The sequence below is a fragment of the Streptomyces sp. NPDC006643 genome (assembly GCF_042870175.1).
Taxonomy (GTDB): domain Bacteria; phylum Actinomycetota; class Actinomycetes; order Streptomycetales; family Streptomycetaceae; genus Streptomyces.
In genome coordinates, this window is sequence record NZ_JBIAHA010000015.1 from 134,819 (window position 1) to 159,097 (window position 24,279).

The 24,279-nt window shown below is 71.5% G+C and carries 19 protein-coding genes, 1 tRNA gene and 1 other RNA gene; 15 read left to right on the forward strand and 6 right to left on the reverse strand.

Annotated features, from left to right (window positions below):
• The first annotated feature begins 27 nt into the window (after positions 1 to 27).
• From ACFYNU_RS21285 to ACFYNU_RS21295, 3 genes are all read left to right on the forward strand, one after another.
• Positions 28 to 1,896, forward strand: coding sequence for an NB-ARC domain-containing protein (locus ACFYNU_RS21285; protein WP_356590621.1), 1,869 nt, complete (start codon positions 28 to 30; stop codon positions 1,894 to 1,896).
• A gap of 4 nt (positions 1,897 to 1,900) precedes the next feature.
• Positions 1,901 to 3,229: a hypothetical protein gene (locus ACFYNU_RS21290; protein ID WP_356590623.1), complete on the forward strand. Its 1,329-nt coding sequence runs from the start codon at positions 1,901 to 1,903 to the stop codon at positions 3,227 to 3,229.
• Positions 3,230 to 3,369: 140 nt separating this feature from the next.
• Positions 3,370 to 4,908, forward strand: coding sequence for a serine/threonine-protein kinase (locus ACFYNU_RS21295; protein ID WP_356590625.1), 1,539 nt, complete (start codon positions 3,370 to 3,372; stop codon positions 4,906 to 4,908).
• A gap of 67 nt (positions 4,909 to 4,975) precedes the next feature.
• Here ACFYNU_RS21295 and ACFYNU_RS21300 read toward each other — a convergent pair whose 3' ends face one another.
• Positions 4,976 to 7,492, reverse strand: coding sequence for an SdrD B-like domain-containing protein (locus ACFYNU_RS21300; RefSeq protein WP_356590627.1), 2,517 nt, complete (start codon positions 7,490 to 7,492; stop codon positions 4,976 to 4,978).
• Between the two features lie 262 nt (positions 7,493 to 7,754).
• On the opposite strand from ACFYNU_RS21300, the gene ACFYNU_RS21305 reads away from it, so the two are divergent.
• On the forward strand, positions 7,755 to 8,528 hold the full coding sequence (locus ACFYNU_RS21305; protein ID WP_388767014.1) for a hypothetical protein: 774 nt from the start codon (positions 7,755 to 7,757) through the stop codon (positions 8,526 to 8,528).
• Between the two features lie 44 nt (positions 8,529 to 8,572).
• Here ACFYNU_RS21305 and ACFYNU_RS21310 read toward each other — a convergent pair whose 3' ends face one another.
• Complete coding sequence (locus tag ACFYNU_RS21310; protein ID WP_356590631.1) at positions 8,573 to 9,928, reverse strand: right-handed parallel beta-helix repeat-containing protein; 1,356 nt, start codon at positions 9,926 to 9,928, stop codon at positions 8,573 to 8,575.
• 87 nt (positions 9,929 to 10,015) lie between these two features.
• Here ACFYNU_RS21310 and ACFYNU_RS21315 point away from each other — a divergent pair, with 87 nt between their 5' ends.
• Entirely contained in the window at positions 10,016 to 11,224 is a 1,209-nt protein-coding gene (locus tag ACFYNU_RS21315; protein ID WP_356590633.1) for a Dyp-type peroxidase, read from the forward strand.
• Between the two features lie 33 nt (positions 11,225 to 11,257).
• Here the strand turns inward: ACFYNU_RS21315 and ACFYNU_RS21320 are convergent, their stop codons facing one another.
• From ACFYNU_RS21320 to ACFYNU_RS21330, 3 genes are all read right to left on the reverse strand, one after another.
• Positions 11,258 to 11,713, reverse strand: a complete 456-nt coding sequence (locus ACFYNU_RS21320; protein ID WP_356590635.1) for a TerB family tellurite resistance protein — start codon at positions 11,711 to 11,713, stop codon at positions 11,258 to 11,260.
• Positions 11,714 to 11,763: 50 nt separating this feature from the next.
• Positions 11,764 to 12,345 carry a TerD family protein gene (locus tag ACFYNU_RS21325; protein WP_356590637.1) on the reverse strand — a complete coding sequence of 194 codons (582 nt, stop codon included), beginning with the start codon at positions 12,343 to 12,345 and terminating at the stop codon, positions 11,764 to 11,766.
• Positions 12,346 to 12,458: 113 nt separating this feature from the next.
• Entirely contained in the window at positions 12,459 to 13,034 is a 576-nt protein-coding gene (locus ACFYNU_RS21330) for a TerD family protein (protein WP_356590639.1), read from the reverse strand.
• Between the two features lie 234 nt (positions 13,035 to 13,268).
• Between ACFYNU_RS21330 and ACFYNU_RS21335 the strand changes: the two genes are divergently transcribed.
• The 7 genes from ACFYNU_RS21335 to ACFYNU_RS21365 all read left to right on the forward strand — a co-directional run bounded on the left by ACFYNU_RS21335 (position 13,269) and on the right by ACFYNU_RS21365 (position 19,912).
• Positions 13,269 to 13,703 (forward strand): BlaI/MecI/CopY family transcriptional regulator, encoded by a 435-nt coding sequence (locus tag ACFYNU_RS21335; protein WP_356590641.1) that lies wholly within the window; start codon positions 13,269 to 13,271, stop codon positions 13,701 to 13,703.
• A 3-nt stretch (positions 13,704 to 13,706) separates the two neighbouring features.
• Positions 13,707 to 14,717, forward strand: a complete 1,011-nt coding sequence (locus ACFYNU_RS21340) for a M56 family metallopeptidase (RefSeq protein ID WP_356590643.1) — start codon at positions 13,707 to 13,709, stop codon at positions 14,715 to 14,717.
• 112 nt (positions 14,718 to 14,829) lie between these two features.
• On the forward strand, positions 14,830 to 16,224 hold the full coding sequence (locus ACFYNU_RS21345) for an LCP family protein (RefSeq protein ID WP_388766985.1): 1,395 nt from the start codon (positions 14,830 to 14,832) through the stop codon (positions 16,222 to 16,224).
• Positions 16,225 to 16,450: 226 nt separating this feature from the next.
• Positions 16,451 to 17,185, forward strand: a complete 735-nt coding sequence (locus ACFYNU_RS21350) for a response regulator transcription factor (RefSeq protein ID WP_356590645.1) — start codon at positions 16,451 to 16,453, stop codon at positions 17,183 to 17,185.
• A complete protein-coding gene (locus tag ACFYNU_RS21355; protein ID WP_356590647.1) occupies positions 17,185 to 18,669 on the forward strand; it encodes a HAMP domain-containing sensor histidine kinase in 1,485 nt (494 codons plus the stop codon). The genes ACFYNU_RS21350 and ACFYNU_RS21355 overlap by 1 nt, the downstream gene beginning before the upstream one ends.
• A 124-nt stretch (positions 18,670 to 18,793) precedes the next feature.
• Positions 18,794 to 19,255, forward strand: a complete 462-nt coding sequence (locus ACFYNU_RS21360) for a nuclear transport factor 2 family protein (RefSeq protein ID WP_356590649.1) — start codon at positions 18,794 to 18,796, stop codon at positions 19,253 to 19,255.
• A gap of 45 nt (positions 19,256 to 19,300) precedes the next feature.
• The gene (locus ACFYNU_RS21365) at positions 19,301 to 19,912 is read left to right on the forward strand and encodes a TetR/AcrR family transcriptional regulator (protein WP_356590651.1); all 612 of its coding nucleotides are present in this window, start codon (positions 19,301 to 19,303) and stop codon (positions 19,910 to 19,912) included.
• 379 nt (positions 19,913 to 20,291) lie between these two features.
• Here ACFYNU_RS21365 and ACFYNU_RS21370 read toward each other — a convergent pair.
• Positions 20,292 to 20,379 (reverse strand) — tRNA-Ser (locus ACFYNU_RS21370).
• Between the two features lie 72 nt (positions 20,380 to 20,451).
• Here ACFYNU_RS21370 and ffs point away from each other — a divergent pair.
• The 3 genes from ffs to purD all read left to right on the forward strand — a co-directional run bounded on the left by ffs (position 20,452) and on the right by purD (position 24,200).
• Positions 20,452 to 20,550: signal recognition particle sRNA small type (ffs, locus tag ACFYNU_RS21375), an RNA gene on the forward strand.
• A gap of 46 nt (positions 20,551 to 20,596) precedes the next feature.
• Positions 20,597 to 22,873, forward strand: a complete 2,277-nt coding sequence (locus ACFYNU_RS21380) for a DNA polymerase III subunit gamma and tau (protein WP_356590653.1) — start codon at positions 20,597 to 20,599, stop codon at positions 22,871 to 22,873.
• A 67-nt stretch (positions 22,874 to 22,940) separates the two neighbouring features.
• Positions 22,941 to 24,200, forward strand: coding sequence for a phosphoribosylamine--glycine ligase (gene purD / locus ACFYNU_RS21385; protein ID WP_356590655.1), 1,260 nt, complete (start codon positions 22,941 to 22,943; stop codon positions 24,198 to 24,200).
• Positions 24,201 to 24,279: the final 79 nt, after the last annotated feature.

A 24,279-nucleotide genomic window follows, 5' to 3' on the forward strand; every position in this document is an offset into this window, starting at 1 on the left:
ACGCCTCCGGTGGGCATACTGAGACCCGTGGAGAACGGGCTGACCGACAGGGTGGGGCTGGTCCTCGTCCACGGCCTCTTCTCCTCGCCCCGGGTCTGGACTCCCTTCGAGGAACTGATCGCGGGCGACCCCGAACTGGCGCACATCGACCCGCTTCCCTTCGAGTACACCTCGCAGATCGCCTCGTTCAGCCCGCTGCGCCGTATCCCCTCCTTCGACGACGTCGCGGACAGCCTGCGGGGCTTCCTCGACGTCGAAGGAGCGAGCCACCGGCGGCTGGTGCTGGTCTCGCACAGCCAGGGCGGTCTGGTGGTCCAGCGCCATCTGGCCCGGATGCTGGACGAGGGCCGGGGCACCGAACTCGCCCGGATCGTCCGGGTGGTGATGTTCGCCTGCCCCGACTCCGGCTCCGCGCTCGCCCTCCTCCCGCGCCGCTCGTTCCTGCGCCGGAAGCCGCGGGAGCGCCAACTGCGCCCGCTCGACCGGGCGGTGGCCGAGGCTCGGCGCACGGTGCTCGAACATGTGGTGTACGCCCGGTCGGTGACCGAGCGGTCCTGCCCCATCCCGGTCACCATTTTCGCCGGGGAGAGCGACGGGGTGGCGACTCCGGCCTCGGCGCGAAGTGTCTTTCCCGACGCGGGAGTTCTGCCCGGCGACCACTTCTCCATCATCCGGCCGGACTCGCGGCGGCACCGTTCGTACACGGCGCTGAAGCGGCTGCTGCCCGCACCGACGCCACCCGCCCCATCCGTGCCGCCCGTGCCGCCGATGCCGCCGACACCACCGAGGCCGCCCGCGCCGACGGCCACGGCAGCGGCAACAGCGATGGCAGCAGCGACGGCCACGACAGCGACTCCCGCGCCCGACTGGCACAGCCGCGCCGGCGTGGACCACGAGCAGGACGGCCTGTTCGGGATCGAGCCGGCCGTCGAGCGGCTGCTCGCCGACCTGGCAGGCCCGACCGGTCCCTGGGTGGTCAACGTGCGCGGCGCGGGCGGCGTCGGAAAGACGACCCGGGCGTACGAGGCGACCCGGCGGGTCGCCCAGGAAGGTGTCTTCGACCGCGTTCTGTGGACCACGGTCCGCGGCGAGGTGGACGAAACCGGCCTGCGGGAAGCCCTGTTCGACCTCGCCGAACAGCTCGGGGTGCGCCTCGGCGCCGACCGCGGCGGCTGGGAGACCGAGCTGCGGACGGCCCTGCGGGCGGCCGGCGACACCGGTGGGCGGGTGCTCGCGGTGGTGGACAACCTGGAGGTGGCGAGCCAGGCCACGGCCGTCGTCGAAGGGCTGCGCCGGGCCGGTTTCGTACGGCCGCACAAGCTCATGGTCACCAGTCGCGGTGTGGTCCACGCCCCGGACCACGCGATCAAGGAGCATGCCGTGACCGGTCTCGGCGCGGACGCGGCGGTCGCGCTGATCCGCCATGTCGGGGCGCAGGACGCGGAGTTCGCCGGGGCGGACGGGGCCACCTTCACCCCTGTCGTACGGATCACCGAGGGCAACCCGTATCTGATGCGGCTGGCGATCCGGCGCTATCTCTCGACCCGGATGCCGCTGCCCGACGTGGTCGAGGAGCTGACGGCGCTGGAGCGCGACGCCCCCGACGGCGGCGAACGGCTGGCCGCCCACATCAAGAACCATCTCTTCGACCGCTCGCTGAACGAGTTCGACCTGAACGCCGGGGTGGAGCCGGGGCACCGGCTGATGGCCGCGTTCTGCGCCAAGCGGCGCGGAGACCGGGTCGGCATGGGCGAGTTGGCCGACCTGAGCGGACTGGCGGAGGACGAGCTGCGCCGTACGCTGCGCTGCGGACACGACCTGGAACTCGTCCAGGCGTCCCGGCTCAACGAGCTGTACTCCATCCACAGCCTGCTGTACGAGTACACCAAGCCGTGAGCGCGTGAACGGGACGTCGCGGCGCGGCTACTGCGGTGAGCGGCCGGAGGTGTGGAGCACGACCGTGCTGCGGCTGTTCGGCATCGCCCTGGAGCGGGTGACGGCCGACAGCGACGTCGCGGACGAAGGGCTCCAGGAAGCCGTCAACGCTCTGGACAACGTGGTGCGTTACGGCATCGACGTGGACGGCCTGCTGCTCGCGCGCTTCCTGACCAGACTGGCCCAGGTGTCGGTCAGCGCGGGCGAGCACGGTGACCGGTTCGACGGGCTGGACCTGATCTCCGTCATTGACCGGAGCCTGCCCCTGGCGGCGGCGAACGGTCTGCCGACCTGGCCGCTGCATGTGGCGAAGGCCTCGTACCACTCACGCCAGGAGCATCTGGAGGAAGGCCGCGCCGCCCGCCGCGAGGCGCTTCGGGAGGCCCACCGGGCCTGCGCGGGCAACCGGGACGAGGTGGAGGTCGGGCTGATGCTGGCGCAGCACCACATCGACCTGTGCCAGTACCGGGAGGCCGACCGGCTGCTCGCGCACTGCCGCCGGCTCTGCGAGGACGACCCCTCCTGCGCCGACCGCCGCGCCGAACTGCACATCTGCTACGGCAACTTGCGCTATGTACAAGGGGCGCTGCGTACGGCTCTGCACCACTTCCAATCAGCTCTGGACGCGGCGGGCGACCCCGTTCCCACCCCGGCCCACCGGGCGGCGATGCGCGCCCACCACTACAGCGGCAAGATCCTCAGCGTGCTCGGCCGGCACCAGGAGGCGCTCGACCAACTGCTGCGGATGGCCGACTACCCCTGCGTCAGCGAGTCCGAACGGCTGCGCCGCGCCGGCTTCCTGCATCTGCGGCTCGGCGAGGTGCTGACGACGGCCGGCAGCCTCGACGAGGCGTACGCCCATCTCGCCGAAGCGCGCAGGGCCTTCGGCCGGTTACGGGAGAGCGGCACCGCACAGGCGATCCTGGACGCGGCCGTGGCGACCCTGCACATGCGCCGGGGCCGCTGGAAGGACGCCCTCGCGGTCCTGGCCGGGGCGGTGGCGACGTCCCGGCGCAACGGCTACCGGCGCGGGGTGGTCCTGTTCGAGAGCAAGGCGGCGCTGTGCCAGCTGCGCGCACACAACCCGCTCGGAGCGCTGCGCAGCGGATGCTCGGCCCTCACCGCCTGGCTCCGCCTGAACGGCACGGCGAACCTCCCCCGGGCGGCACTCGGGGCCACGGAGTACGTGACCTCGACCCTCCTCCACCGCATCCGCCGCACGGACCGCTCCCGCCGCACACCACGCCCGGCCGCGGAGGTGCGCTGCCCGTGCGGAAGCTGCGGCACGCGGTGACCGTGGTCGGGATGACCGAACTGCCGGGGCGGTAGCGGCGTCCTGGGTAGGGGTAGTGGTTTCCAGCACGGCGATGGGCTACGAGGGGTTCGCGACCGGCGGGTCGGGCGCGGACGTTCCTCGGTCGAAGGGGGGGCGGCGTGGAGGGGTTGCGGACCGGGGATCCACAGGAGGTCGGACCGTACCGGTTGCTGAAGCGGCTGGGCGGGGGCGGGATGGGGCAGGTGTTTCTGGGCCGTTCCCGTGGTGGCCGGCTGGTGGCGGTGAAAGTGGTGCGGCCGGAGTTGGCGAGGGACGCCGGCTTCCGACGGCGTTTCGCGCGCGAAGTGGCCGCCGCACAGCGGGTCGGCGGCTTCTACACCGCGCACGTCGTAGGCGCCGACCCCGCTGCCGATCCGCCGTGGCTGGCCACCGCGTACATTCCCGGCCCCTCGCTGCAACAGGCCGTCGGGCGGTACGGCCCGCTGCCGGAGCGGGCGTTGGGGACGCTGACCGCAGGGCTCGCGGAAGGGCTGGCGGCCGTGCACGGCTGCGAGATGGTGCACCGCGACCTGAAGCCCGGGAACGTCCTGCTGGCGGCGGACGGCCCCCGGCTGATCGACTTCGGCATCGCCCGTGCGGTCGAGGACACACAGCTCACCGGCACCGGAATGGCCATCGGGACGCCGGGCTTCATGGCTCCGGAGCACCTTCTGGGCGATCCCGCCGGGCCGGCGTCGGACGTGTTCTCGCTCGGTGTCGTGATCGCGTACGCGGCGACCGGCCGCCTCCCGTTCGGAGCGGGCGTCCCGCACGCGGTGAACTACCGGGTGGTGCACGAGCGTCCGGACCTGTCGGGGCTGCCGGCGGCGTACTCCTCGCTGGTCGCGGACTGCCTGGACAAGGACGCCTCGCGACGTCCGACCGTGGAACAGATCCTCGACCGGGTGTCCGTCCCGGACGAGACGGGTATCTCGTGGCTGCCGCCCACCGTCACCACGATGATCGCCGAGCGGGACGTCGTCCCTCCGCCGCCACCGGACGACACGGTTTCCCCCGAGCCCGAGCCCGAGCCCGAGGCGGCCGAGGCGGACGCGGCCGACGGAGGGCGTCGGAGTGATCGGGAGGGGCTGCACCGCCATGTGGACGCGCTGCTCCGCCTGGCCAATCTGGAGGCGGAGAACGGGAATTCGCGCGAGGGCCGCAACCTGTTCCGGCAGGCGATCGAGGCCGACGGCACCCCCGAGCAGACGGCCGACGCACGCAACCGCCTGGGCTGGCACGAGGCGCAGGCCGGCAATCCGGACGAGGGGCGCAGGCTGTACCGGCAAGTCATCGAGACCGGTCCGCTCTGGCACAAGAGCTGGGCCCTCAACTCCTGGGGAATGCTGGAAAGAGACGCCGGGAACACGGCGGAGGCCCGCAGCCTCCTGAGGCAGGCGATCGACGGCGGCCAGTGGGGCATAGTCATGGCAGCGTCGTGGAATCTGGCCGTGGTGGAGGTGGGGGCCGGGAATCTGGAGGAGGCCCGCAGGCTGCTCCAGCAGAGCACCGAGGCCGACGGCCCACCCGAGCAGCGGGCCGACGCGCTCCTGTACTGGGCCGATGTGGAACGCGACGCCGGAAACCACGAACGCGCCCGCAAGCTCTATCAGCAGGTCCTCGACTTCAGACAGCCGCCTGCCGGCACCGGCGAGTGAACGGGCACCGAGTAACCAGACGGGCCGGTGCGGTGCACCGGCCCGTCGGGGTTTTCGGATTCGGGTGTCAGTGGTGCCTGGTGCGTCGTCTGCGGGTGACCAGGACCGCTGTCGCGCCCGCCGCGAGCAGCAGGGCGACGAGGGCGAGGATCTCTCCCATGTCGGACGTGCCGGTGTTCGCGAGTGAGCCCGGTGGGTTGCCCGCCGGTGTCGGGTCGTTGGGCACCACGCCCGGCGGCGGTTCCGGTGTCGGGGAGCCGGGCGGCGTGGGTGTCGGGGTGGGGGTCGGGGTCGGGGACGGGGACGGCGGTTCCGCCTCCGGGATGTGGACGCCGGCGTCGATCGTGTGGTCGACCCCTCCCGGCGCGGTCGGTGCGGTGACCGGGGCGGACCCGTTGCACAGTCGTCCGGTGGTCGGCGGGGTCACGTTGGAGTCGTGCACCCGGTCGTCCCCGGTGCGTGGCAGGGTGAACCGCAGGTCGGTGGCGGCCGGTTGGCCCGGTACCTCGGCGGTGTCCGCGGTGCACACATCGAACTGCACGGTGTATTTGGCGCCCGGCGTCAGCTCGTACTCCGCGCCGACACCACCGAAGTAGTACTCACCGGCGGCATCGGTCGTGGTCGTGGCGACCTTCTCGCCCTCCGCGTCCAGCAGGTTGATCGTCGCACCCGGCAGCAGCACCTGCCCGGGGTCCTGGACGCCGTTGTGGTCGCCGTCGAACCACACCACGTTGCCGATCTGGATCGGTGCGTTCGCCGCGGCGTACGCGATGTCGCCGAGGCCACCCGCCTTGCCGAACCCGTTCTCGTTCGGACCGATGAACTGGTAGGCGTTGGCGGCCGGGTCGTTGCCGGGGCCGCGGCCGGTGGCGACGTCGTAGTAGCCGGTCCCGTTGGTGATGACCTGGCCGGTCGGGTCCATCTGCGTGCTGACGACCCACTGCTGCTGCGGGATGTAGGCGACCGATCCCAGCGCGGACTCCTGGTGCGGTCCGGGCTGGGTCGCGGAGCCGCCGTTCGGGAAGAAGTCACCGGGGAAGTACTCGACGACGCCGCTGGGCTGGACCCCGTCGACGGTCGGGTCCGTGGCGTGGTCGGGGCAGCTTCCGGTGCCTTCCCACTCGTATCCGCCGGTGGGCTTGGCGCAGGCCATGTTGATGTCGCCGCCGGACATCCCGTTCTGCGGGGTGTCGTTGCCGGGCCTCGGGTCCAGCCCGCCCCAGCTCACGACGTCCATGAACCTGTCGCGGAAGCCGAGGATCAGCGAGCCGTCGCGGGCGAAGGCCATGCTGGCCAGGGCCGGCTGCGGATTGATCATCGCGCCGCCCACGCTGAAGCTGTCCCAGTCCGCCAGGTCGGTGTTCCACGGGTTCCAGTGATTGACCTGGTCCCGGCCGGAGTTGTTGGTGAGCACGCTCCCGCGCTCGGCGGTCAGCGGCTGGGACAGTACGGTGGTGAACCGCTCGCCGTCATAGGTGGCGACGACGGCCTTCAGGTCCGCGCGTTGCTTGGTGCTCTCCGCACTGCACACACCCCCGACATGCGGGGTGTTGTTGTGGACGGCCACGCTGAACGGACGCCAGTCACCGTCCGACGCGCAGCCCGGATCGGGGATCGGCACGGTCGCCTCGGGCTCGGACGCCGTGGGCCCGGTCGCGTCGAAGCTGACCAGGCTGCGGGTGAGCAGGTTCACCGCGTACAGGGTCGAGCCGTCGTCCGACAGGGCCAGACCGCCGACGCTCTCCTTGCCCGGTGCGTCGGTGAATCCGGCGTCCTTGATCAGATTGCCGGTGTCGTGCGGCGTCTCCGTGGCGCCCGGCACCTTCGCGAAGAGCTTCGGGGCGCTCCCGCCGTCGGCGGGCGTGGTGTAGATCGCGTTACCGCCCTCCGGCCCGTACGCCGTGTACCGCCGGGCGAAGGCCGACTGGAAGATCTGCTCGCGGTACTTGTCGTACGCCAGCCCGTAGGTCGTGCCCACCTGGCCCTGGGTGTTGATCACCTCCGGGCACGCCTGCTGCTCGGGGCAGTTGCCGCGGGCGTTCGTCCCGAACGCCACCAGCGCCCGGGTGTCCCTGCCGCCGGCGCCGCTCTGGATCGGCACGAAGTAGCGGGAATCGGGGAGCGTGTAGTCGGCCGGATCCCAGACCCCGGTGATCACGGAGTCGTCCTTGCCGTCCGAGACGTCCACGAACATGGTGAAGCTGTCGAAGTGGTTCGGCGCGGTCGAGGCGGGCGCCGCCCGCAGATAGTCGCTGTAGGGCGCCGGGACGGTGACATCGACCCGGTACCGGCCGCCGGTCAGCTCGTCCGTCGGCGGCACGATGACCTTTCCGGTGACATCCGTGACACCGGTGACCTGGTTGCCGGCGGAGTCGGCGACCGCGACCTTCATGCCCCGCTGCGGCACGTCCATGGTCGAGTTGATCACGCCGGTGCCGAAGAAGTCCCGTAGTACTTGGACGGTGAGGGTGCCGTCGGAGGCCGAAGCGCCTGCCTGCCCGGCGCCGGTCAGAATCGTGCCGGCGCCACCCCCGACCAGTAAGAGGCCGGACAGCCCCAACCGCACCACTCCACGTAATGACATGGCACTCCTCTACCTCGTCCTACGCTGATGCCGACTCGGCAAATGCAGGGGTGAGCATATGAGTTGACGGTGAGTCATGTCTCGTGAACGCAGAGTTTCGAGGCGCCTCGGCGGAGACCTGTTACAGTCCCGCCGCGTGCGGAGCATCAGAACGCGGAGCGTCAACAAGAAGCAGGGCCGCCCGGGGCGCGAGACGGGCCGGCGCCGTCGATGGCCGAAGTTACGCTGGGTGGCGGCCGTTGCCGTCGGTGTCGCCGCCGCCGTGACCACCACCTTCGTCCTCCTCGGCGACGGCGACGGCCCCACCGGCCCGCGTGCGCTGACCTCGGACGAGGTGGAGCGGCTGGCGATCACGCGGTTCCTCAACTACCAGGCGGGCGGCCGGGCGATACGGATAACCGTGCCGAACCCCGCCGGCGGGCTGGTCGTCACCGGATCCGTCGACTACCGCACCCATACCGGTTACGGGGTGGTGCGCGGGACCGGACGCGACACGTCCAGCGACGGGCTGATCCGGTGGACGGCCACCGCCGTCCTCGTCCATCCCATGACGGACCCCCCGGCCGCCGCACCGGCGTCGCCGCCGGCGTCCGGCTGGCACAGCCGTCCGCTCCAGACGTCCGGCATGACTCTGGACAGCTCGCTGGCCATCGCGCTGCGCCTCGGCAACGACCGGCCGGACAACTCCGTACTGCTGTCGCAGAGCGGCGCCTCATGGGTCGGGCGGGACCAGGTGCGCGGCCATCGGACGGACATCATGAACGGGCCGGACGCCGACAGCGAGGCCGGTGCGGCCGGCGCGGCCGGCGCGGCTGGCGCGGGCAGCGGCGGAGCCGGTACGCCGGGGGGCGGAGGCAGTACGCCGGGGAGTGGGGGCGGTACGTCGGGGGCCGTGCGTTACTGGATCGGTTCGGGCGGCACCATGCACCGAGTTCAGGCCAGAATCGCCTCCGAGTCGCAGCCGGTGGTCTTCGACTTCGACACCCAGAAGTACGTCCCCGTCCGGCCGGTTCCCGGAGTCACACCGGCGCCGTAACCGCCCTCAGCGGCCCCTTCAAAGGGGCCACACCGGGTGCCGTCCTACGAGGTCCGCACCCGTGCGCCGGCGGCGAGCAGCGACGGCGACGGCAGCGTGATGTCCGCGATGTCCGGCAGCGCCGGGGTGTCCGGCACGACGGTGGCACCGGTGGTGGCGGCCCCCGGGAACTGCGGCTGCGGGCCGGGCGCGGCCACGTCGGTGAACGCGATGCCCGCAGGCGCCGCCGTGCTCGTCCAACTCCCGGACGGCGAAGGTGACTTGGCGGGAAGCGGACAGGACGCGGACTTCGCGAGCCCGGCAGGTACGGTCTTGCGAAGCTCGTTCCCCCGCAGGCAGTTGCCCCGTCCGCGGGTGGCGGTGGGGAACGTCCAGCCGATGTCGACGCCGTTGGCGGTGAAGGTGTTGTCCGTGATCCGGTTGCGGTCAGCCGTCAGATCCGCCGTCGCGGTGATCACGAGCCCGGTGTTGGTGTTGCCGGTGACCCGGTTGCGGACGAACTGGTTGTCGCTGCCGCCGTCCACGCCGATACCGATGCCCCAGCCGCCGTCGGCCTGTTGGGGTGTCTGTGACTGCTGGTTGTCGGCGATCAGATTGCCGGCGATGACCGCGTCCCGTTGCGGAAGCAGTTTCTCCTGGTGGTCGGAGTTGGTGGTCAGCCCCACGCGGTTGCCGGCCAGACGATTTCCGACCACGTACATGTCGCCGCCGGCGTTGGTGCCCTCGTAACCGACCGCGTTGAGTTCGGAGACGTTGTCCCGCACCACGATCCGGCACGGCTTGCACTGGCCGACATAGATTCCCGAGTCCGCCGCGCCGGAGGTGTAGGAGTGCTCGATGACACCGTTCTGCGCGGAGAACGCGTAGATGCCGTACAGGCCGTTACGGGTCGCGGTCACGTGCGAGACCGCGAACGACTTGAGGAAGCTGACGGGTTCGTCACCGGTGTCGTAACCGCCGCTCCCCGGCAGCCCGGCGACCGCCGCCGCCGAGCCGGTGACCAGCACCCCGTTCTGCGTGTTCTTCCGTACGGTCAGGTTCTCCACGGCCACCCCGGGCGCGGTGACGACCACCCCGTTCGGGCGCCGTAACTGCCCGTCGACGATCACCTTGTCCCGGGACTCGCCGCGCAGCGTGACGCGAGCCGTGTCGATCTTCACCGACTCGTGGTAAACACCCGGGGCCACCAGCACCAGATCGCCGGGCCGGGCCAGGGACACCGCGTCCGAGATGGTGGGGGCGTCGCCGGGCACCCGGATCGTCACCCGCGTACCCTCCGGGCGCTCGCCCTTGCCCGATCCGTCGTCGCTGTCATCGCCGCCGTCACCACCGCTACAGCCGGTCGCCAGCGTCAGCACGCCCAGTACCGCCGCCATCACCCAAAGTGCCGATCGAGACATGATCCCAGTCTGGCACGGCGGCGAATTCCCCGCCGGGAAAGGGAAGTTGAGCGGCGGGCCCGAGGCTGTTGTGGCACTGTGCACATCATGCAACGCGACGATCGCCCTCCGTCACGCCGCGCGTTCCTCGATGTCACCGGTGCCACGGTGGCCGCCGGTCTCCTCGCCGGGTGTTCGTCCGACTCACCTCAGCAGGACCGGCCCGCCGCCTCTTCCACTTCCACGGCGGCCACGCCCGCGCCCGCGCTCAAGCCGGTGCCCGCCACGGGCGGCCGGCACCAGGCGGGCATCACGCTTCCCCGGTCGGGGCAGCGCAACCTGCTGGCCCTGGTCGCGGACCTCGGCAGCACGGTGGCGCCCGGCCCGCTGCTGGCCGACCTCGGCGAGGCCGTCCGCACCCTGACGGCCGGGTCGGACCCGCGGTTGCTGGGCCTGTCCCCGGGCGACCTGACCGTGACCGTCGGCGTGGGTCCGCGGCTGGTACGGAAGGCGGGTGCGGCCCGTACGGTCAGTGCGACTGGTGCCGCGCTGCCCGGCGCGACCGACCTGCCGCGGTTCTTCCGCGAGGAGATCGCCCCGCGGGCACGCGGCGGTGATCTGCTGCTACAGATCTGCGCCAGTGACGCGCTGGTCGTACCGGTCGCCGCCGCCGCGCTCCTGGACCAGGCCGGTGACCGCGTACGCGAACGCTGGCGGCAGTCCGGCCGACGCGGTGCGGACGTGCCCGTCGCCAAGGACCTCACGGCGCCGCGCAACCTGCTCGGTTTCATCGACGGCATCGTGGGCCCGCACACCGCCGCCGAGCAGGAGCGGGACCTGTGGCTGGCCGGGCCCCCCGAGGTCGCCGGCGGCACCCTGGCCGTACTGCGGCGCATGGAACTCGACCTGACACGGTTCGCCGCCCTGTCCGTCGCCGAGCAGGAGGCGGTCTTCGGGCGCCGCCGGGCCAGCGGCGCACCGCTCTCCGGCGGCACCCCCGCCTCGGCCCCCGAACTCGGCGCCAAGACGCCCGACGGGCGCTATCTCGTGCCCGTTGACGCCCACGTACGCAGGGCGAACCCCACCACGGTCGGCGTCGGCCACATGCTCCGCCGCTCCTACAGCACCGACGGGCCCGCCCCCGGCCTGCTCTTCATCAGCTTCCAGAACGACCTGCGGACCTTCACGGCCACGCTCACCCGCATGGACGCCTCCGACGCACTGCTGCCCTTCACCACCACGACCGCCAGTGCGACCTTCCTGATCCTCCCCGGCTTCGACCGGCAACACCCGCTCGGTTCCGCCCTGTTCGGCTGATCCGCCGTACCGGCGCGGGCCGCGCGGGATCGATCAGACGTCGAACTCGTCCGGCGGGATACCGACCGCGAAACAGGCTTCGCGGACCACGGCGCGTTCCGACTTGTCGAAGTCGCCGTCGGCGCCGCCGATGACGATGCCGATCTGGATGACGGCTCGGGCCTCCGTGGGCTTCTTGGCGACCTTGCCGATGGTCTGGAGAAGGGCGACCTTCCCGAAGTCGAAGTCGGTGGCCAGCTGCTGGCAGTAGTCGTCGAAGCGGCGTTGCAGATCGGCGGCGGGGAAGTTCTGGAGTACGTCGTTGCCGATGATGAGGGAGGCGACGCGTTGGCGCTCCGAGGCGTCGACGGAGCCGTCGGCCGCGGCGACGAGGGCGCACATGGCCATGCTCGCGTCGCGGAATCCTCCGCTCTTGAGGTCGTTCTTCTTCGCGTTGAGCTGCGTCTGCATCGTCGACGCGGATTCCTTGATGCGGTCCCACAGGGCCATGCGTGTGCTCCTGCCTTTCGGTGGACGGGAGGGGGAGAGGGGGAAGCTCGTCAGAGGTGCGAGGCGACGGCGGGCATCAGGTCCTGGAAGGTGCGGCCGTCGGCGGGGGCGCCGATGGCCGTCATCTGCCAACCGGCGCCGGAGCGTTGCACCTTGGCCATGATCTGCGCGGTGTGGCGCCCGCCGCCGGTGAGGGTGTAGCGCGCCAGTTCCTGGCCGTTCGTCTCGTCGACCAGCCGGCAGAAGGCGTTCTCGACCTCTTCGAAGGTCTGGCCGGTGAACGAGTTGACGGTGAAGACGATCTGGTCGACGTGTACGGGGACGCGTTGCAGGTCCACGACGATCGACTCGTCGTCCCCGCCCTGGCCGGCGCCGCCCACCCGGTTGTCGCCGGTGTGCCGTACCGATCCGTCGTCGCTGTTCAGGTGCTGGAAGAAGACGACGTCCTGCGCGTCCTTCCCGGCGAAGAGGACGGCCGAGGCGTCCAGGTCGATCTCGCGGGCGGTCATACGCGCGAAGAAGCCCTTGCGGGGCGCGGACTTCCAGCCGAGTCCCATCCGTACGACGGTGAGTTCACCGCCGCCCGACTTGGTGAGGCTGATCTGCTGGCCCTTGGAGAGATTGACGGTCATGGTTCACTCCGCTTTCGACAGGGGGGCGGTGCTCGGTCGGTGACGCGATCGATGACGCGGTCGGTGGCTCTGTTGATGACGCGGTCGGTGACGCGGGGCGAGGCGGGCAGGGGTCAGAGGTTGACGCCGAAGTCCGTGACGATGCCGCTCAGGCCGGAGGCGTAACCCTGCCCGACCGCGCGGAACTTCCACTCCGCGCCGTGCCGGTACAGCTCGCCGAAGAGCATCGCGGTCTCGTTGGACGCGTCCTCGCTGAGGTCGTAGCGCGCTATCTCGGCCCCGCCCGCCTGGTTGACGACGCGGATGTACGCGTTACGCACCTGGCCGAAGCTCTGGCCGCGGGTGTCGGCGTCATGGATCGACACGGGGAAGACGATCTTCGCGACGTTCGCGGGTACGGCGGCGAGATCGACCTTCACGGTCTCGTCGTCGCCCTCGCCCTCACCGGTGAGGTTGTCGCCGGTGTGCTCGACGGAGCCGTCCGGGCTCCGGAGGTTGTTGTAGAAGACGAAGTGCTGGTCGGAGAGCACCTTGCCGGCCTGGTCGCAGAGCAGTGCGCTCGCGTCGAGATCGTGGTCGGCCCCGGTGGTGGTCCGGACGTCCCACCCGAGGCCGACAAGGACCGCGGTCAGGCCGGGGGCCTCCTTGCTCAACGAGACATTTCCGCCCTTGCCGAGGCTCACACCCATCGCGTTTCCCGCTCTCCACTCGTCGTGTTCCGGACGACGACCGTCCGGAGGCTCTGTACCGGTGATCCGAGACCGGTCTCTCTGGCTGGTCCCTCTGGCCGGTCCCTCTGGCCGGTCCCTCGGGCCGGTCCCTCTGGCCGTTCTCTGAAATCTACAACACTGTAGAGATGGGATGGTGCGGGATCCGCCGCGATCGGCGAGAGTGGACGGCCGGGTTCGGGAAGGGATCACGTCGTGGCCGAGGAGCGGGACGATCACGGGCAGCCACCGCGCGCCCGGAGGCGGGGGCAGGGAGAGCTCGAAGCCCTGGTGCTGTCGGCGCTGGGGGACGCCACGACTCCGGTCCCCGTGGGCTGGGTTCAGCGACGGCTCGGGGAAGACCTCTCGTACAGCACGGTCATCACGATCCTGACCCGCCTCCATGAGAAGGGCGCCGTGACGCGTACCGGTCCCGGACGACCCGTGCTGTGGCGGTCGGTCGCGATGGACGAGGCGGATCTTACAGCGCTGAGCATGCGCCGGCTGCTCGACCGGCAGGACAACCGCGACGCGGTCCTCTCCAGCTTCGTATCGGCCCTGTCCACCGACGACGAGGATCTGCTGAGGTCTCTGCTGAACGACGCCGGGCGCGGATCACCCTCCGCGCCGACGGCCGAACCGGACGAATGATCCATGGGCGTCTTCGTCTTTCTGCCCCTGGTGCTTCCGCTGACCGCGCTGCCCATCGCGCGTCTGGCCGAGCGGCATCTGCACCCGCGCCGTGCCGCCCGCCTGCTGACCGCCGTCGCCGTGATCCTCGCGTCGTGCAGCACGCTGTGCCTGGGACTGCTGGTGGTCGTCGGCACCGCGCAGCTCCCGGGCAATCCGCTGCCCGACGGCTGGTCGGACCCGGAGGTACGGGAGGCCGTGCCGCACGACCAGTTCTTCGGCAAGGCGGCCATCGTCGCGCTGGTGCTGGTCGCGGCGGCATGCGCTCGCCTCGTCCTGCGTCATTGCCGGTTCCATGCCCTCGCGCATCGCACGCTCGATTCCTCCCCGGACCGGTCCGACGTCGCGGTTCTGCGTGACGCGTCCCCTTACGCCTACGCGCTGCCGGGCTCTTCGCGTTCTTCGTGGCTTTCGAGGTCTCCGGGCGCTCTGGGCTTCTCCGGCTCTCCGGGCTCTCCCGGCTCTTCCGGCTCTTCCGGCCGGATCGTGGTGTCCACCGGCATGCTGGCGTGCCTCGAACCGCCGGAGCGCGAGGCGTTGCTCGCCCACGAGCGCGCGCACCTCGCCGGCCGCCATCACCGCCTGCTGCTCGCGGTCCGGCTGGCGGGCTGCGCGAATCCGCTGCTGCGCCCGCTGATGTCCGCCGTCACCTACGGCACGGAACGCTGGGCGGACGAGGAGGCCGCCCGGGTCACGGGTGACCGGCGGACGACCGCCCTGGCCGTGGGCAAGGCGGCGCTCGTCTCCCGGCATGCTTCCGTGCCGCCGCTTCCCGCGTTCGCCGCCGGACCCGTCCCGCGCAGGGTGGCCGCGCTCCTGGGCCCCGTACCCCCGGACCGGCGCTGGCCGCCGGCACTGACCCCGACCGGCGTCGCCGCTTATGTCGCCGCGGCCGGTACGGCGCTGTCCGCGCTCTCGGCGCTCAACGCGGCGGTCGCTCTCTTCCTCGTACTGAAGGCGGCGACCCCTCTGTAGCGGCGAGAGGCCGACGGCGGGCGCGTCTCTACAGCTGTGTAGAGTTCCGTGGGATGTGGTTCGATCCGACGACGGGGCGGGCGGAACGCACGCCGGACGCGGGAGGATCGGCATGGGTGGGGAACGCAGGAAGCCGCGAGGGCGCGCGGCGCGGGGCGCCGGAGGTGAGCCGGCCGCGCGGCTCACCCGGCGCGGCAAGCTCCTCGTACGCGGCGGCGCCGTGCTGGCCGTTCTGCTGGTGGTCGCCGGGGGTGTCGGCCTCTGGGCGTACCAGAGCCTGGACGGGAACATCCACTCCGCGGACATCGACGGCAAGCTCGGCGGCGACCGGCCGACCAACGCCAGCCCCGGATCGAAGAACATCCTCGTCGTCGGCTCGGACTCGCGCGACGGCGACAACGGGAAGTACGGCAAGGGCCTGACCACCATGCAGTCGGACACCCTGATGGTCATGCATGTCGCGGCCGACCGGAAATGGGCGACCGTGGTGTCCCTGCCCCGCGATTCGTGGGTCCGGATACCCGCCTGTGACCGTGGTGACGGCACCACGTCCACGGCGCACCAGTTCAAGATCAACGAGGCGTTCGCGGTCGGCGGCACCGGCGGTGAGGTGGCCGGCGCGGCGGCCTGCACCATCAGGACCGTCGAGGAGAACACGGGCCTGCGCATCGACCACTTCATGTCGGTCGACTTCCAGGGGTTCAAGGGCATGGTGAACGCCCTGGACGGCATAGAGGTGTGCCCCGAGACGGCGATCAACGACGAGAAGGCGCATCTCGACCTGGACGCGGGATGCCAGACGGTCAAGGGCGAGAAGGCGCTCGGCTACGTCAGAACCCGCTACAGCGTGGGGGACGGATCCGACCTCGGACGCATCGGCCGCCAGCAGGAGTTCATGGAAGCGCTCGCGGCCAAGGCCCAGACGAAGCTGACCAGTCCGACGGCCCTGTACGGCTTCCTGGACTCGGCGACAGGTTCGCTCACGACGGACAAGGCGCTGGCCGGCATCAAACCCCTCACGGCGCTCGCCTCCGAACTCAAGGGAATCCCGGGCGACCGGCTGACCTTCCTGACCGTGCCCAACTATCCGCGCGAGGCCGACGTGCCCGCCGACAAGGCGAATGTGGTCTGGCAGTACCCGCAGGCCGCCGACCTGTTCGCCTCGCTGGCCAAGGACCGGGAAGTGGACAAGAAGGTGGTCGAGGCCGCCAAGAAGAACCCGCTCTACGCGGCGGCGGTCCGGGTCCGCGTACTCAACGGAACGGGCCGGGAGGGCGAGGCGGCGAAGGTCGCCGAACTCCTGCGCGCGAGCGGCTTCACCGTCGTGGGGACGGGCAACGCGCCCGAGGACGCCGAGAAGACGTCGGTCACGTTTCCCGACGGACTGGAGCGGGAGGCCGATGCCCTCGTCTCCCGGCTCCCCGGAACAACCGCGTCCAAGGACGCGGCAGCCCCTCCCGGTGAAGTGACCCTGACGGTCGGCGGCGACTTCGACGGCGTGCGCTGAGCGCGACAGTGCCCGATCCGCCCATCCCCGTTCCGACTGTCCGCGCGCGCACGCCGTGGAGCGCGGGACCGACGACTCAGCCCTCGTCGCCCTCCTCACCTCCATGCCGCCCGGTTGGGCGTCGCTGAACGGCGCCGCCGATCCGCCACCGCCCGCCGTATTCAGAGGGAACTCAGAGCGTGCCCAGAGCCCCGCGGGCCGGATTGAGAGGGATGCTGGAAAGGCCATGAACGATCACAGCTCCTCACCCCAGAGCCTGCGGGGCAGCGACGGCGGCCCCGTCCGGGTCCTCGTCGTCGACGACGAGCCGGATCTCACGGAAGTCCTCTCCGGCGCCCTGGCGGGCGAGGGCTGGCAGGTGCGTACCGCCGCCGACGGCGCCTCGGCCGTGGAGACCGCGCGTGCGTTCCGTCCGCACGCCGTCGTCCTGGACTGGATGCTTCCCGACATGGACGGCCTGCGCGTGCTGCGGGGCCTGCGGGGCGACCTGGACAACGTGTGCGTGCTGTTCCTCACCGCACGCGACTCGGTCCAGGACCGTATCGCCGGCATCACGGCGGGCGGCGACGACTACGTGACCAAGCCCTTCAGCCTGGAGGAGGTCCTGGCCCGGCTGCGCGGCCTGCTGCGCCGGGCCGGCATGGCGCGCGAATCGAGCGACGACGTGCTGGTCGTCGGCGAACTGGTGATGGACGAGGAGGCCCGGGAGGTCACCCGTGGCGGCGAGATCGTGGAGCTGTCCCGTACCGAGTTCGAACTCCTGCGGTTCCTGATGCGCAACCCCCGCCGCGTGCTGTCGAAGGCACAGATCCTCGACCGGGTCTGGTCCTACGACTTCGGTGGCCGCGCGCATGTCGTGGAGCTGTACATCAGCTATCTGCGCAAGAAGATCGACACCGGCCGACCGGCGATGATCCACACCGTGCGCGGCGTGGGTTACGTCCTGAAGCCGGGTTACTGATGCGCCGGAGGTTTCGCCGGATCCCGCTGCCGCGCACCCTCCGGGCCCAGTTGACCACCGGGATGGTGGTGCTCCTCGCGCTGGCGTGCCTGGCCGTGGGGTTCACCACGGTCATCGCGCTCGACGGCTTTCTCCTACGCCGCCTCGACCAGCAACTCACCGCCTCCGAGGGCCGGTTCGCGGCAAGCCTGGAGCACGAGGCCCACCCCGACGCCGACAACGTGCCCGACACCCGCGGCCAGTCGGAAGGCACGTTCGGCGCTCGCCTGCTGAACGGCTCGATCGACGCGGCGTCGGTCGTCAGGGACGAGGCGGACGCCGAGGTGCGTCTGACCACCGCCGACCGGCGGGCGCTCGAACGCCTGCCCGTCGACGGGGACGCCCACAGCCTCACGCTGTCCGCGCTGGGCGCGTACCGCCTCACCGCCGTTCGCGGAGACGACGAGGACGTCCTCGTCACCGGCCTGCCGCTGCACCCCGTCGAGGAGACCGTGAACCGGCTCGAAATGGTCGAGGCGGCGGTGTTCACGGCCGCCCTCGTGATCACCGGGATCCTGGCAGCGCTCTGGGTGCGCGTCTCGCTGCGCCCGCTGCGCCGGGTGACCGGTACGGCGGTGAGCGTGGCCGAGCGGCCCCTGGCCAGCGGCGAGGTCGCCATGCCGGAGCCCGTACCGGTCGCCGACCCGCGCACCGAGGTGGGGCAGGTCGGCACGGCCGTCAACCGCATGCTCGGGCACGTCGGCGACGCTCTGGCGCGACGGCAGGCCAGCGAGGAACGCCTGCGGCACTTCGCCGCCGACGCCAGCCACGAACTGCGCACCCCCGTGGCGAACATCCGCGGACACGCGGAACTCGCGCTCCGGACCACCAGCCCCGTACCGGCCGACGTACGCCGCGCGCTGGACCGCATCCAGTCCGAGTCCGAGCGGATGAGCCGCCTGGTGGAAGACCTGCTGCTGCTCGCCCGCATCGACGCGGGCCGCGCCCTCGGCCGCTCCCGGGTCGACCTGACACGGCTGGTCCTCGATGCCACGGACGACGCGCGCGCCGCCGGGCCGGAGCATCGCTGGCGGCTGGACCTGCCGGAGGAGTCGGTGACGGCGGAGGGCGACGAGCACCGTCTGCACCAGGCCGTCGGGAATCTGCTCGCCAACGCCCGCACCCACACCCCGGCGGGCACCGAGGTCACCGTCCGGCTGTCCGCCGACGACAGCCGCGTCACGCTGACCGTGACGGACGACGGTCCCGGTATCGACGAGGACCTGCTGCCCGAGGTCTTCGGCCGCTTCGTACGCGCCGACCACGGCCGCTCGCGTACGACGGGCAGCACCGGACTGGGACTGGCGATCGTCCACGCGGTGGTCACGGCCCACGGGGGCACGGTGAACGTCGAAAGCCGCCCCGGCCGCACCGTATTCACGATGACGCTGCCCGCCCCACCGCGCCGCGACGCCCGGCGTCCGCTCGGGCCTCCGGCTGCTTGAGATCACCGCAGGTGCGCGGGCACTGCCTCGGGAGCCCCCTTCGGTTGAGGTTTGCGACAGGGTGTCGTAATCTTTTTTACGACAGGGTGTCGCATAAAGCCGCCCGAATCGAGAGGGTCGTCTCATGAACGCAGTCAGTGATCGCATCGAGCTGATCGAGCTGATGGGCAGGTACGCCGACATGGCGGATCTCAAGCAGTTCGGTGAACTGGCCGGCCGCGTCTACACCGACGAGGTCACGCTCGACTTCGAATCGGTGACCGGGATGCCGCCGATGGCCGTGCCGGTCGGCCAGTACGTCGAGATCCTCCGCGGCGCCTTCGCCCCCTTCCTGGCGACCCACCACGTCATCAGCGGCCACGTCGTCGACCTCGACGGCGACACCGCGAGGATCCACGCGCACGTCCGCGCCGAGCACTGGCTCCCGGAGGAGGCCGCCGGCGACGGGCCCAACCGCTGGCTGGTGGTCGGCTTCTACGACAACGAGGCCGTACGTACGGCCGACGGCTGGCGGCTCACCCGCGTGAAGCTCACCTCGAAATACCAGGAGAACGCGCATCTCGCCGCTGCCGGACAGCCGGGCTAGCGGCGGACGGGCACACGGAAGCCGCCGTGAGGAGAGAATGATCCGATGCCACGGATCAGGGGAGCCAGCATCGAGGAACACCACGAGATGGTGTGGACCGACCTGGCCGACGCGATGCGGCAGTTGCTGCTCGAACGCGACTACGACTCGATCAACATGGGCCACATCGCGTCCCGGGCCGGACTCGCGCGCAACACGCTGTACAACTACGCACGCGACAAGAACGCGCTGGTCCTGGCGCTGACCCAGCGCGCGGGCCGGCCCACGGTCGAACGTGTGGCCGCGCTCGCCGCGCGCTCCACGGACCCGGCCGCGGAACGGCTGCGGGAGATCGTCGGGGCGGTCCTGGAGGCGTTCACGGACCAGATCCTGCAACTGATGTTCCGGCCGAACTCCAGCCCGCCGGAGGTGTGTTCTGAGGTACCGACGGGGCCGGACACCCCGTTCCTCGCGATCGTGATCGAGGTGGAGAACGTCGTCAGGGACGGCATGGCGCGCGGAGAATTCCGCGCCGTCGGCGACGTGCACCTCGCGGTGGAACTGCTGTCCGGCGTCATGCGCGCCGGCGCCGAACGCATCGGCCGGGATCCGGCCAGCTTCGCGCCCACGGTCCAGTCGGCCCGGGAGATCATCCTGGCATCACTGACCAACGGCTGACACGGTCCGCCTTCTTCAACGAGATCAACGCAATCAACGGGATCAACGGGTCCGCGTCAGACGGCCGGTGGGACCCGGTGAGCCGTGATGTAGCGGGCGGGGTCGCCCCGGTGGATCGTCCGCCAGTGACGGGCCGCCCGGCGCGCGGGTCTCCAGAGTGCGGCTCCCACCGTGGCACCTGGGCCACCGATCCGGACGGCCGCGCCGGGACGAGGGAGACGCGCCCCCTCATGATCGCCGGAACGCGGCGCAAGGCGCGCTCGACGGCCTTCAGGTACAAGATCCGCCCCGTTCCTGCGGCAGGACGTGCGGCCACGAACGTCGAAGGCCCGCCATCGCTAGCGACGGCGGGCCTTCAACTATTGCCCGGTGAGAGCAATGGCGGAGGATACGAGATTCGAACTCGTGAGGGGTTGCCCCCAACACGCTTTCCAAGCGTGCGCCCTAGGCCACTAGGCGAATCCTCCGCGACGAACCATACAAGACGTTGAGCGGTGCTCGCGAACTCGTTGTCGGGGGTGGGGATCAGGTACTGTGAGCGCAGCCCCTCACGTGGCGCTATCTGACTGAACTCCCCCAGGGCCGGAAGGCAGCAAGGGTAGGTTGGCTCTGGCGGGTGCGTGAGGGGCGTTCGCGTTGGTGGGCAGGGGTGGGATGTCGTAGCGGGCCGATATCGTCGTAGGTGTGTCGTCCCTAGCGCTGTACCGCCGTTACCGCCCCGAGTCCTTCGCCGAGGTCATCGGGCAGGAGCATGTCACTGACCCGTTGCAGCAGGCCCTGCGCAACAACCGGGTCAATCACGCGTACCTGTTCAGCGGGCCGCGGGGCTGTGGGAAGACCACCAGTGCACGCATTCTCGCGCGCTGTCTGAACTGCGAGCAGGGGCCCACGCCGACCCCCTGCGGGGTCTGCCAGTCCTGTCAGGACCTGGCCAGGACCGGGCCCGGGTCGATCGATGTCATCGAGATCGACGCCGCTTCGCACGGTGGTGTGGACGACGCCCGTGATCTGCGGGAGAAGGCCTTCTTCGGGCCGGCCGGTAGCCGGTACAAGATCTACATCATCGACGAGGCGCACATGGTGACCCCGGCGGGCTTCAACGCCCTGCTGAAGGTCGTCGAGGAGCCGCCGGAGCATCTCAAGTTCATCTTCGCGACCACCGAGCCCGAGAAGGTCATCGGCACGATCCGGTCGCGTACGCACCACTATCCGTTCCGGCTGGTGCCGCCCGGGACGCTGCGTGACTATCTCGGCGAGGTCTGCGCCAAGGAGGAGATCCCGGTCGCGGACGGGGTGCTGCCGCTCGTCGTGCGGGCCGGTGCCGGGTCCGTGCGGGACTCGATGTCCGTCATGGACCAACTCCTCGCGGGCGCCGCCGAGGACGGTGTGACGTACGCCATGGCGACGGCCCTGCTGGGGTACACGGACAGCTCGCTGCTCGATTCGACCATCGACGCCTTCGCGGCCGGTGACGGCGCCGCCGCCTTCGAGGTCGTGGACCGGGTCATCGAGGGCGGCAACGACCCGCGGCGGTTCGTCGCCGACCTGTTGGAGCGGCTGCGGGACCTGGTCATCCTGGCCGCCGTTCCGGACGCCGGTACGAAGGGGCTCATCGACGCCCCCGACGATGTCGTCCAGCGGATGCAGGACCAAGCGGCGGTCTTCGGTGCCGCCGAGCTGAGCCGGGCCGCCGACCTCGTCAACACCGGCCTCACCGAGATGCGGGGCGCCACCTCGCCGAGGCTCCAGCTCGAACTGATCTGCGCGCGCGTGCTGCTGCCCGCCGCCTTCGACGACGAGCGGTCCGTACAGACACGGCTCGACCGGCTGGAGCGGGGGGTGTCCGCGGCGGCGTTCTCGACCGGGGGGGCGCCCGCGATGGGGTACGTCCCCGGGCCCGAGGCCCATCCGGCGGCGGCCGGCAACGGACCCGCGGAAGCGCGGGCCGCCGTACAGGGCGGTGGCGGTACGCCTCCCGCGCCGGCGGCCACACCTCCGGCGCCCGCCGCGCCCGCATCCCCTTCCGCCCCACCGCCCGCGCCCGCCGAAGCAGCGCCCGCGCCCGCTCCCCGGCCCGGCGCCTGGCCCGGAGCGTCGGCGCCCGCCGCTGCCGCCCCCGAGGCGGCCCGTAAGCCCGGTGGCTGGCCCACCGCCTCGGCCCCCGGGAGCGGCCCGGCGACCCCCGAACCGGCAGCCCCGGCCCCGGCCTCCGCCGGGGAGCCCGCCGGCCCGGTCATGACCCAGGGCGCCGGACAGGTGCGGAACATGTGGCCGGACATCCTGGAGGCGGTGAAGAACCGCCGCCGCTTCACCTGGATCCTGCTCAGTCAGAACGCGCAGGTCGCGGGCTTCGACGGGACGACCCTCCAGCTCGGCTTCCTCAACGCGGGCGCCCGCGACAACTTCGCCAGCAGCGGCAGCGAGGAAGTGCTCAAGCAGGCGCTCTCCGAGCAGTTCCATGTGCAGTGGAAGATCGAGGCGATCATCGATCCCTCCGGCGGCGCCGGGCAGCCGCCCGGCTCCGGCGGCGGAGGCGGCAACGGAGGGCACGGCGGCAACAACCCCGGCGGCGGTGGCTACGGCGGCGGTTACGGGGGCGGAGGCGGCGGAGGCGCCGGGGGCGGCGGCTCCAGACCCCCGGCGCCCGCCCCCGCCCAGCGACCCGCGCAGCCCTCACCACCCGCCCAGTCCTCCTCCGGTCCCAACTCCGGCTCCCCGGGCGGCTCCTCGATGTCCGGCGCCTACGCCCCCGCCGCGACCGCGACCGCCGCCCCGGGCCGTACGACCCCCGAACAGCGACGGCCCTCCGACAGCCCCGCCGCCGCTCCCCACCACGTCGCCCCCGAGGACGACACTCCTGAAGAGGACGACGCCGACCTCGTCGACTCCGCGCTCTCCGGCCACGACCTGATCGTCCGCGAGCTGGGCGCCACGGTGGTCGAGGAGTATCCGAACGACTAGGCGGGCCCCCGGTCCCGCCCCACGGACGCCAGGACGGTCAGCGATCCCGGCCCGCTAGGCTGCCCCCGTGAAGGTCCTTGTCATCGGCGGCGGTGCCCGCGAACACGCCCTGTGCCGCTCTCTGTCCCTCGATCCCGACGTCACCGCGCTGCACTGCGCACCCGGTAACGCCGGTATCGCCGAAGTCGCCGAGCTGCACCCGGTCGACGCCCTCGACGGCGCGGCCGTCGCCCGGCTCGCCACCGAGCTGGAGGCCCGGCTCGTCGTCGTCGGCCCCGAGGCGCCGCTCGTGGCCGGGGTCGCCGACGCCGTACGGGACGCGGGCATCGCCTGCTTCGGCCCGTCCGCCGAGGCCGCGCGACTGGAGGGCTCCAAGGCCTTCGCCAAGGCCGTGATGGCCGCCGCGAGCGTTCCCACCGGGCGTAGCTACGTCTGCACCACCCCCGAGGAGATCGACAAGGCCCTCGACGCCTTCGGCGCCCCCTTCGTCGTCAAGGACGACGGTCTCGCCGCGGGCAAGGGCGTCGTCGTGACCGACGACCTCGCCGCCGCCCGCGAGCACGCGCTCGCCTGCGGCCGTGTCGTCATCGAGGAGTTCCTCGACGGCCCCGAGGTCTCCCTCTTCGCGATCACAGACGGCCGTACGGTGCTCCCGCTGCGCCCCGCCCAGGACTTCAAGCGGGCGCTCGACGGCGACGAGGGCCCCAACACCGGTGGCATGGGCGCGTACTCCCCGCTCCCGTGGGCCGATCCGAAGCTGGTCGACGAGGTCCTGGAGACGGTCCTCCAGCCCACCGTCGACGAGCTGCGCCGCCGTGGCACGCCCTTCTCCGGGCTGCTGTACGCGGGGCTGGCGATCACCAGCAGGGGCGTGCGGGTCATCGAGTTCAACGCCCGCTTCGGCGACCCCGAGACACAGGTGGTCCTGGCCCGGCTGAGGACCCCGCTCGCCGGTGTCCTGCTGGCCGCCGCCGAGGGCCGGCTGGCCGACCTGCCGGATCTGGTGTGGCGCGACGACGCGGCGGTCACGGTCGTCGTGGCCTCGCACAACTACCCCGGTACGCCCCGTACCGGCGATCCGATCGACGGACTGGCCGATGTTGTCGCGCAGGATGCGCCCGACGCGTACGTCCTGCACGCCGGGACACGGCTGGCCGACGACGGCAGCACGGTCCTCAGCGCCGGCGGCCGTGTGCTGTCGGTCACGGCGACCGGCGCGGATCTCGCGCAGGCGCGGGAGCGGGCGTACGCCGCCGTGGGGCGGATCCGGCTGGACGGTTCCCAGCACCGTACGGACATCGCCCGACGGGCCGCCGAAGCCTCCTGAGGCCGCCGAACCTCCCGAGACCGGCGACGCCCGAGCCCGTACCGGCACCCCTTCCCCTCCGCCCCGGAGTCCCGGAAGC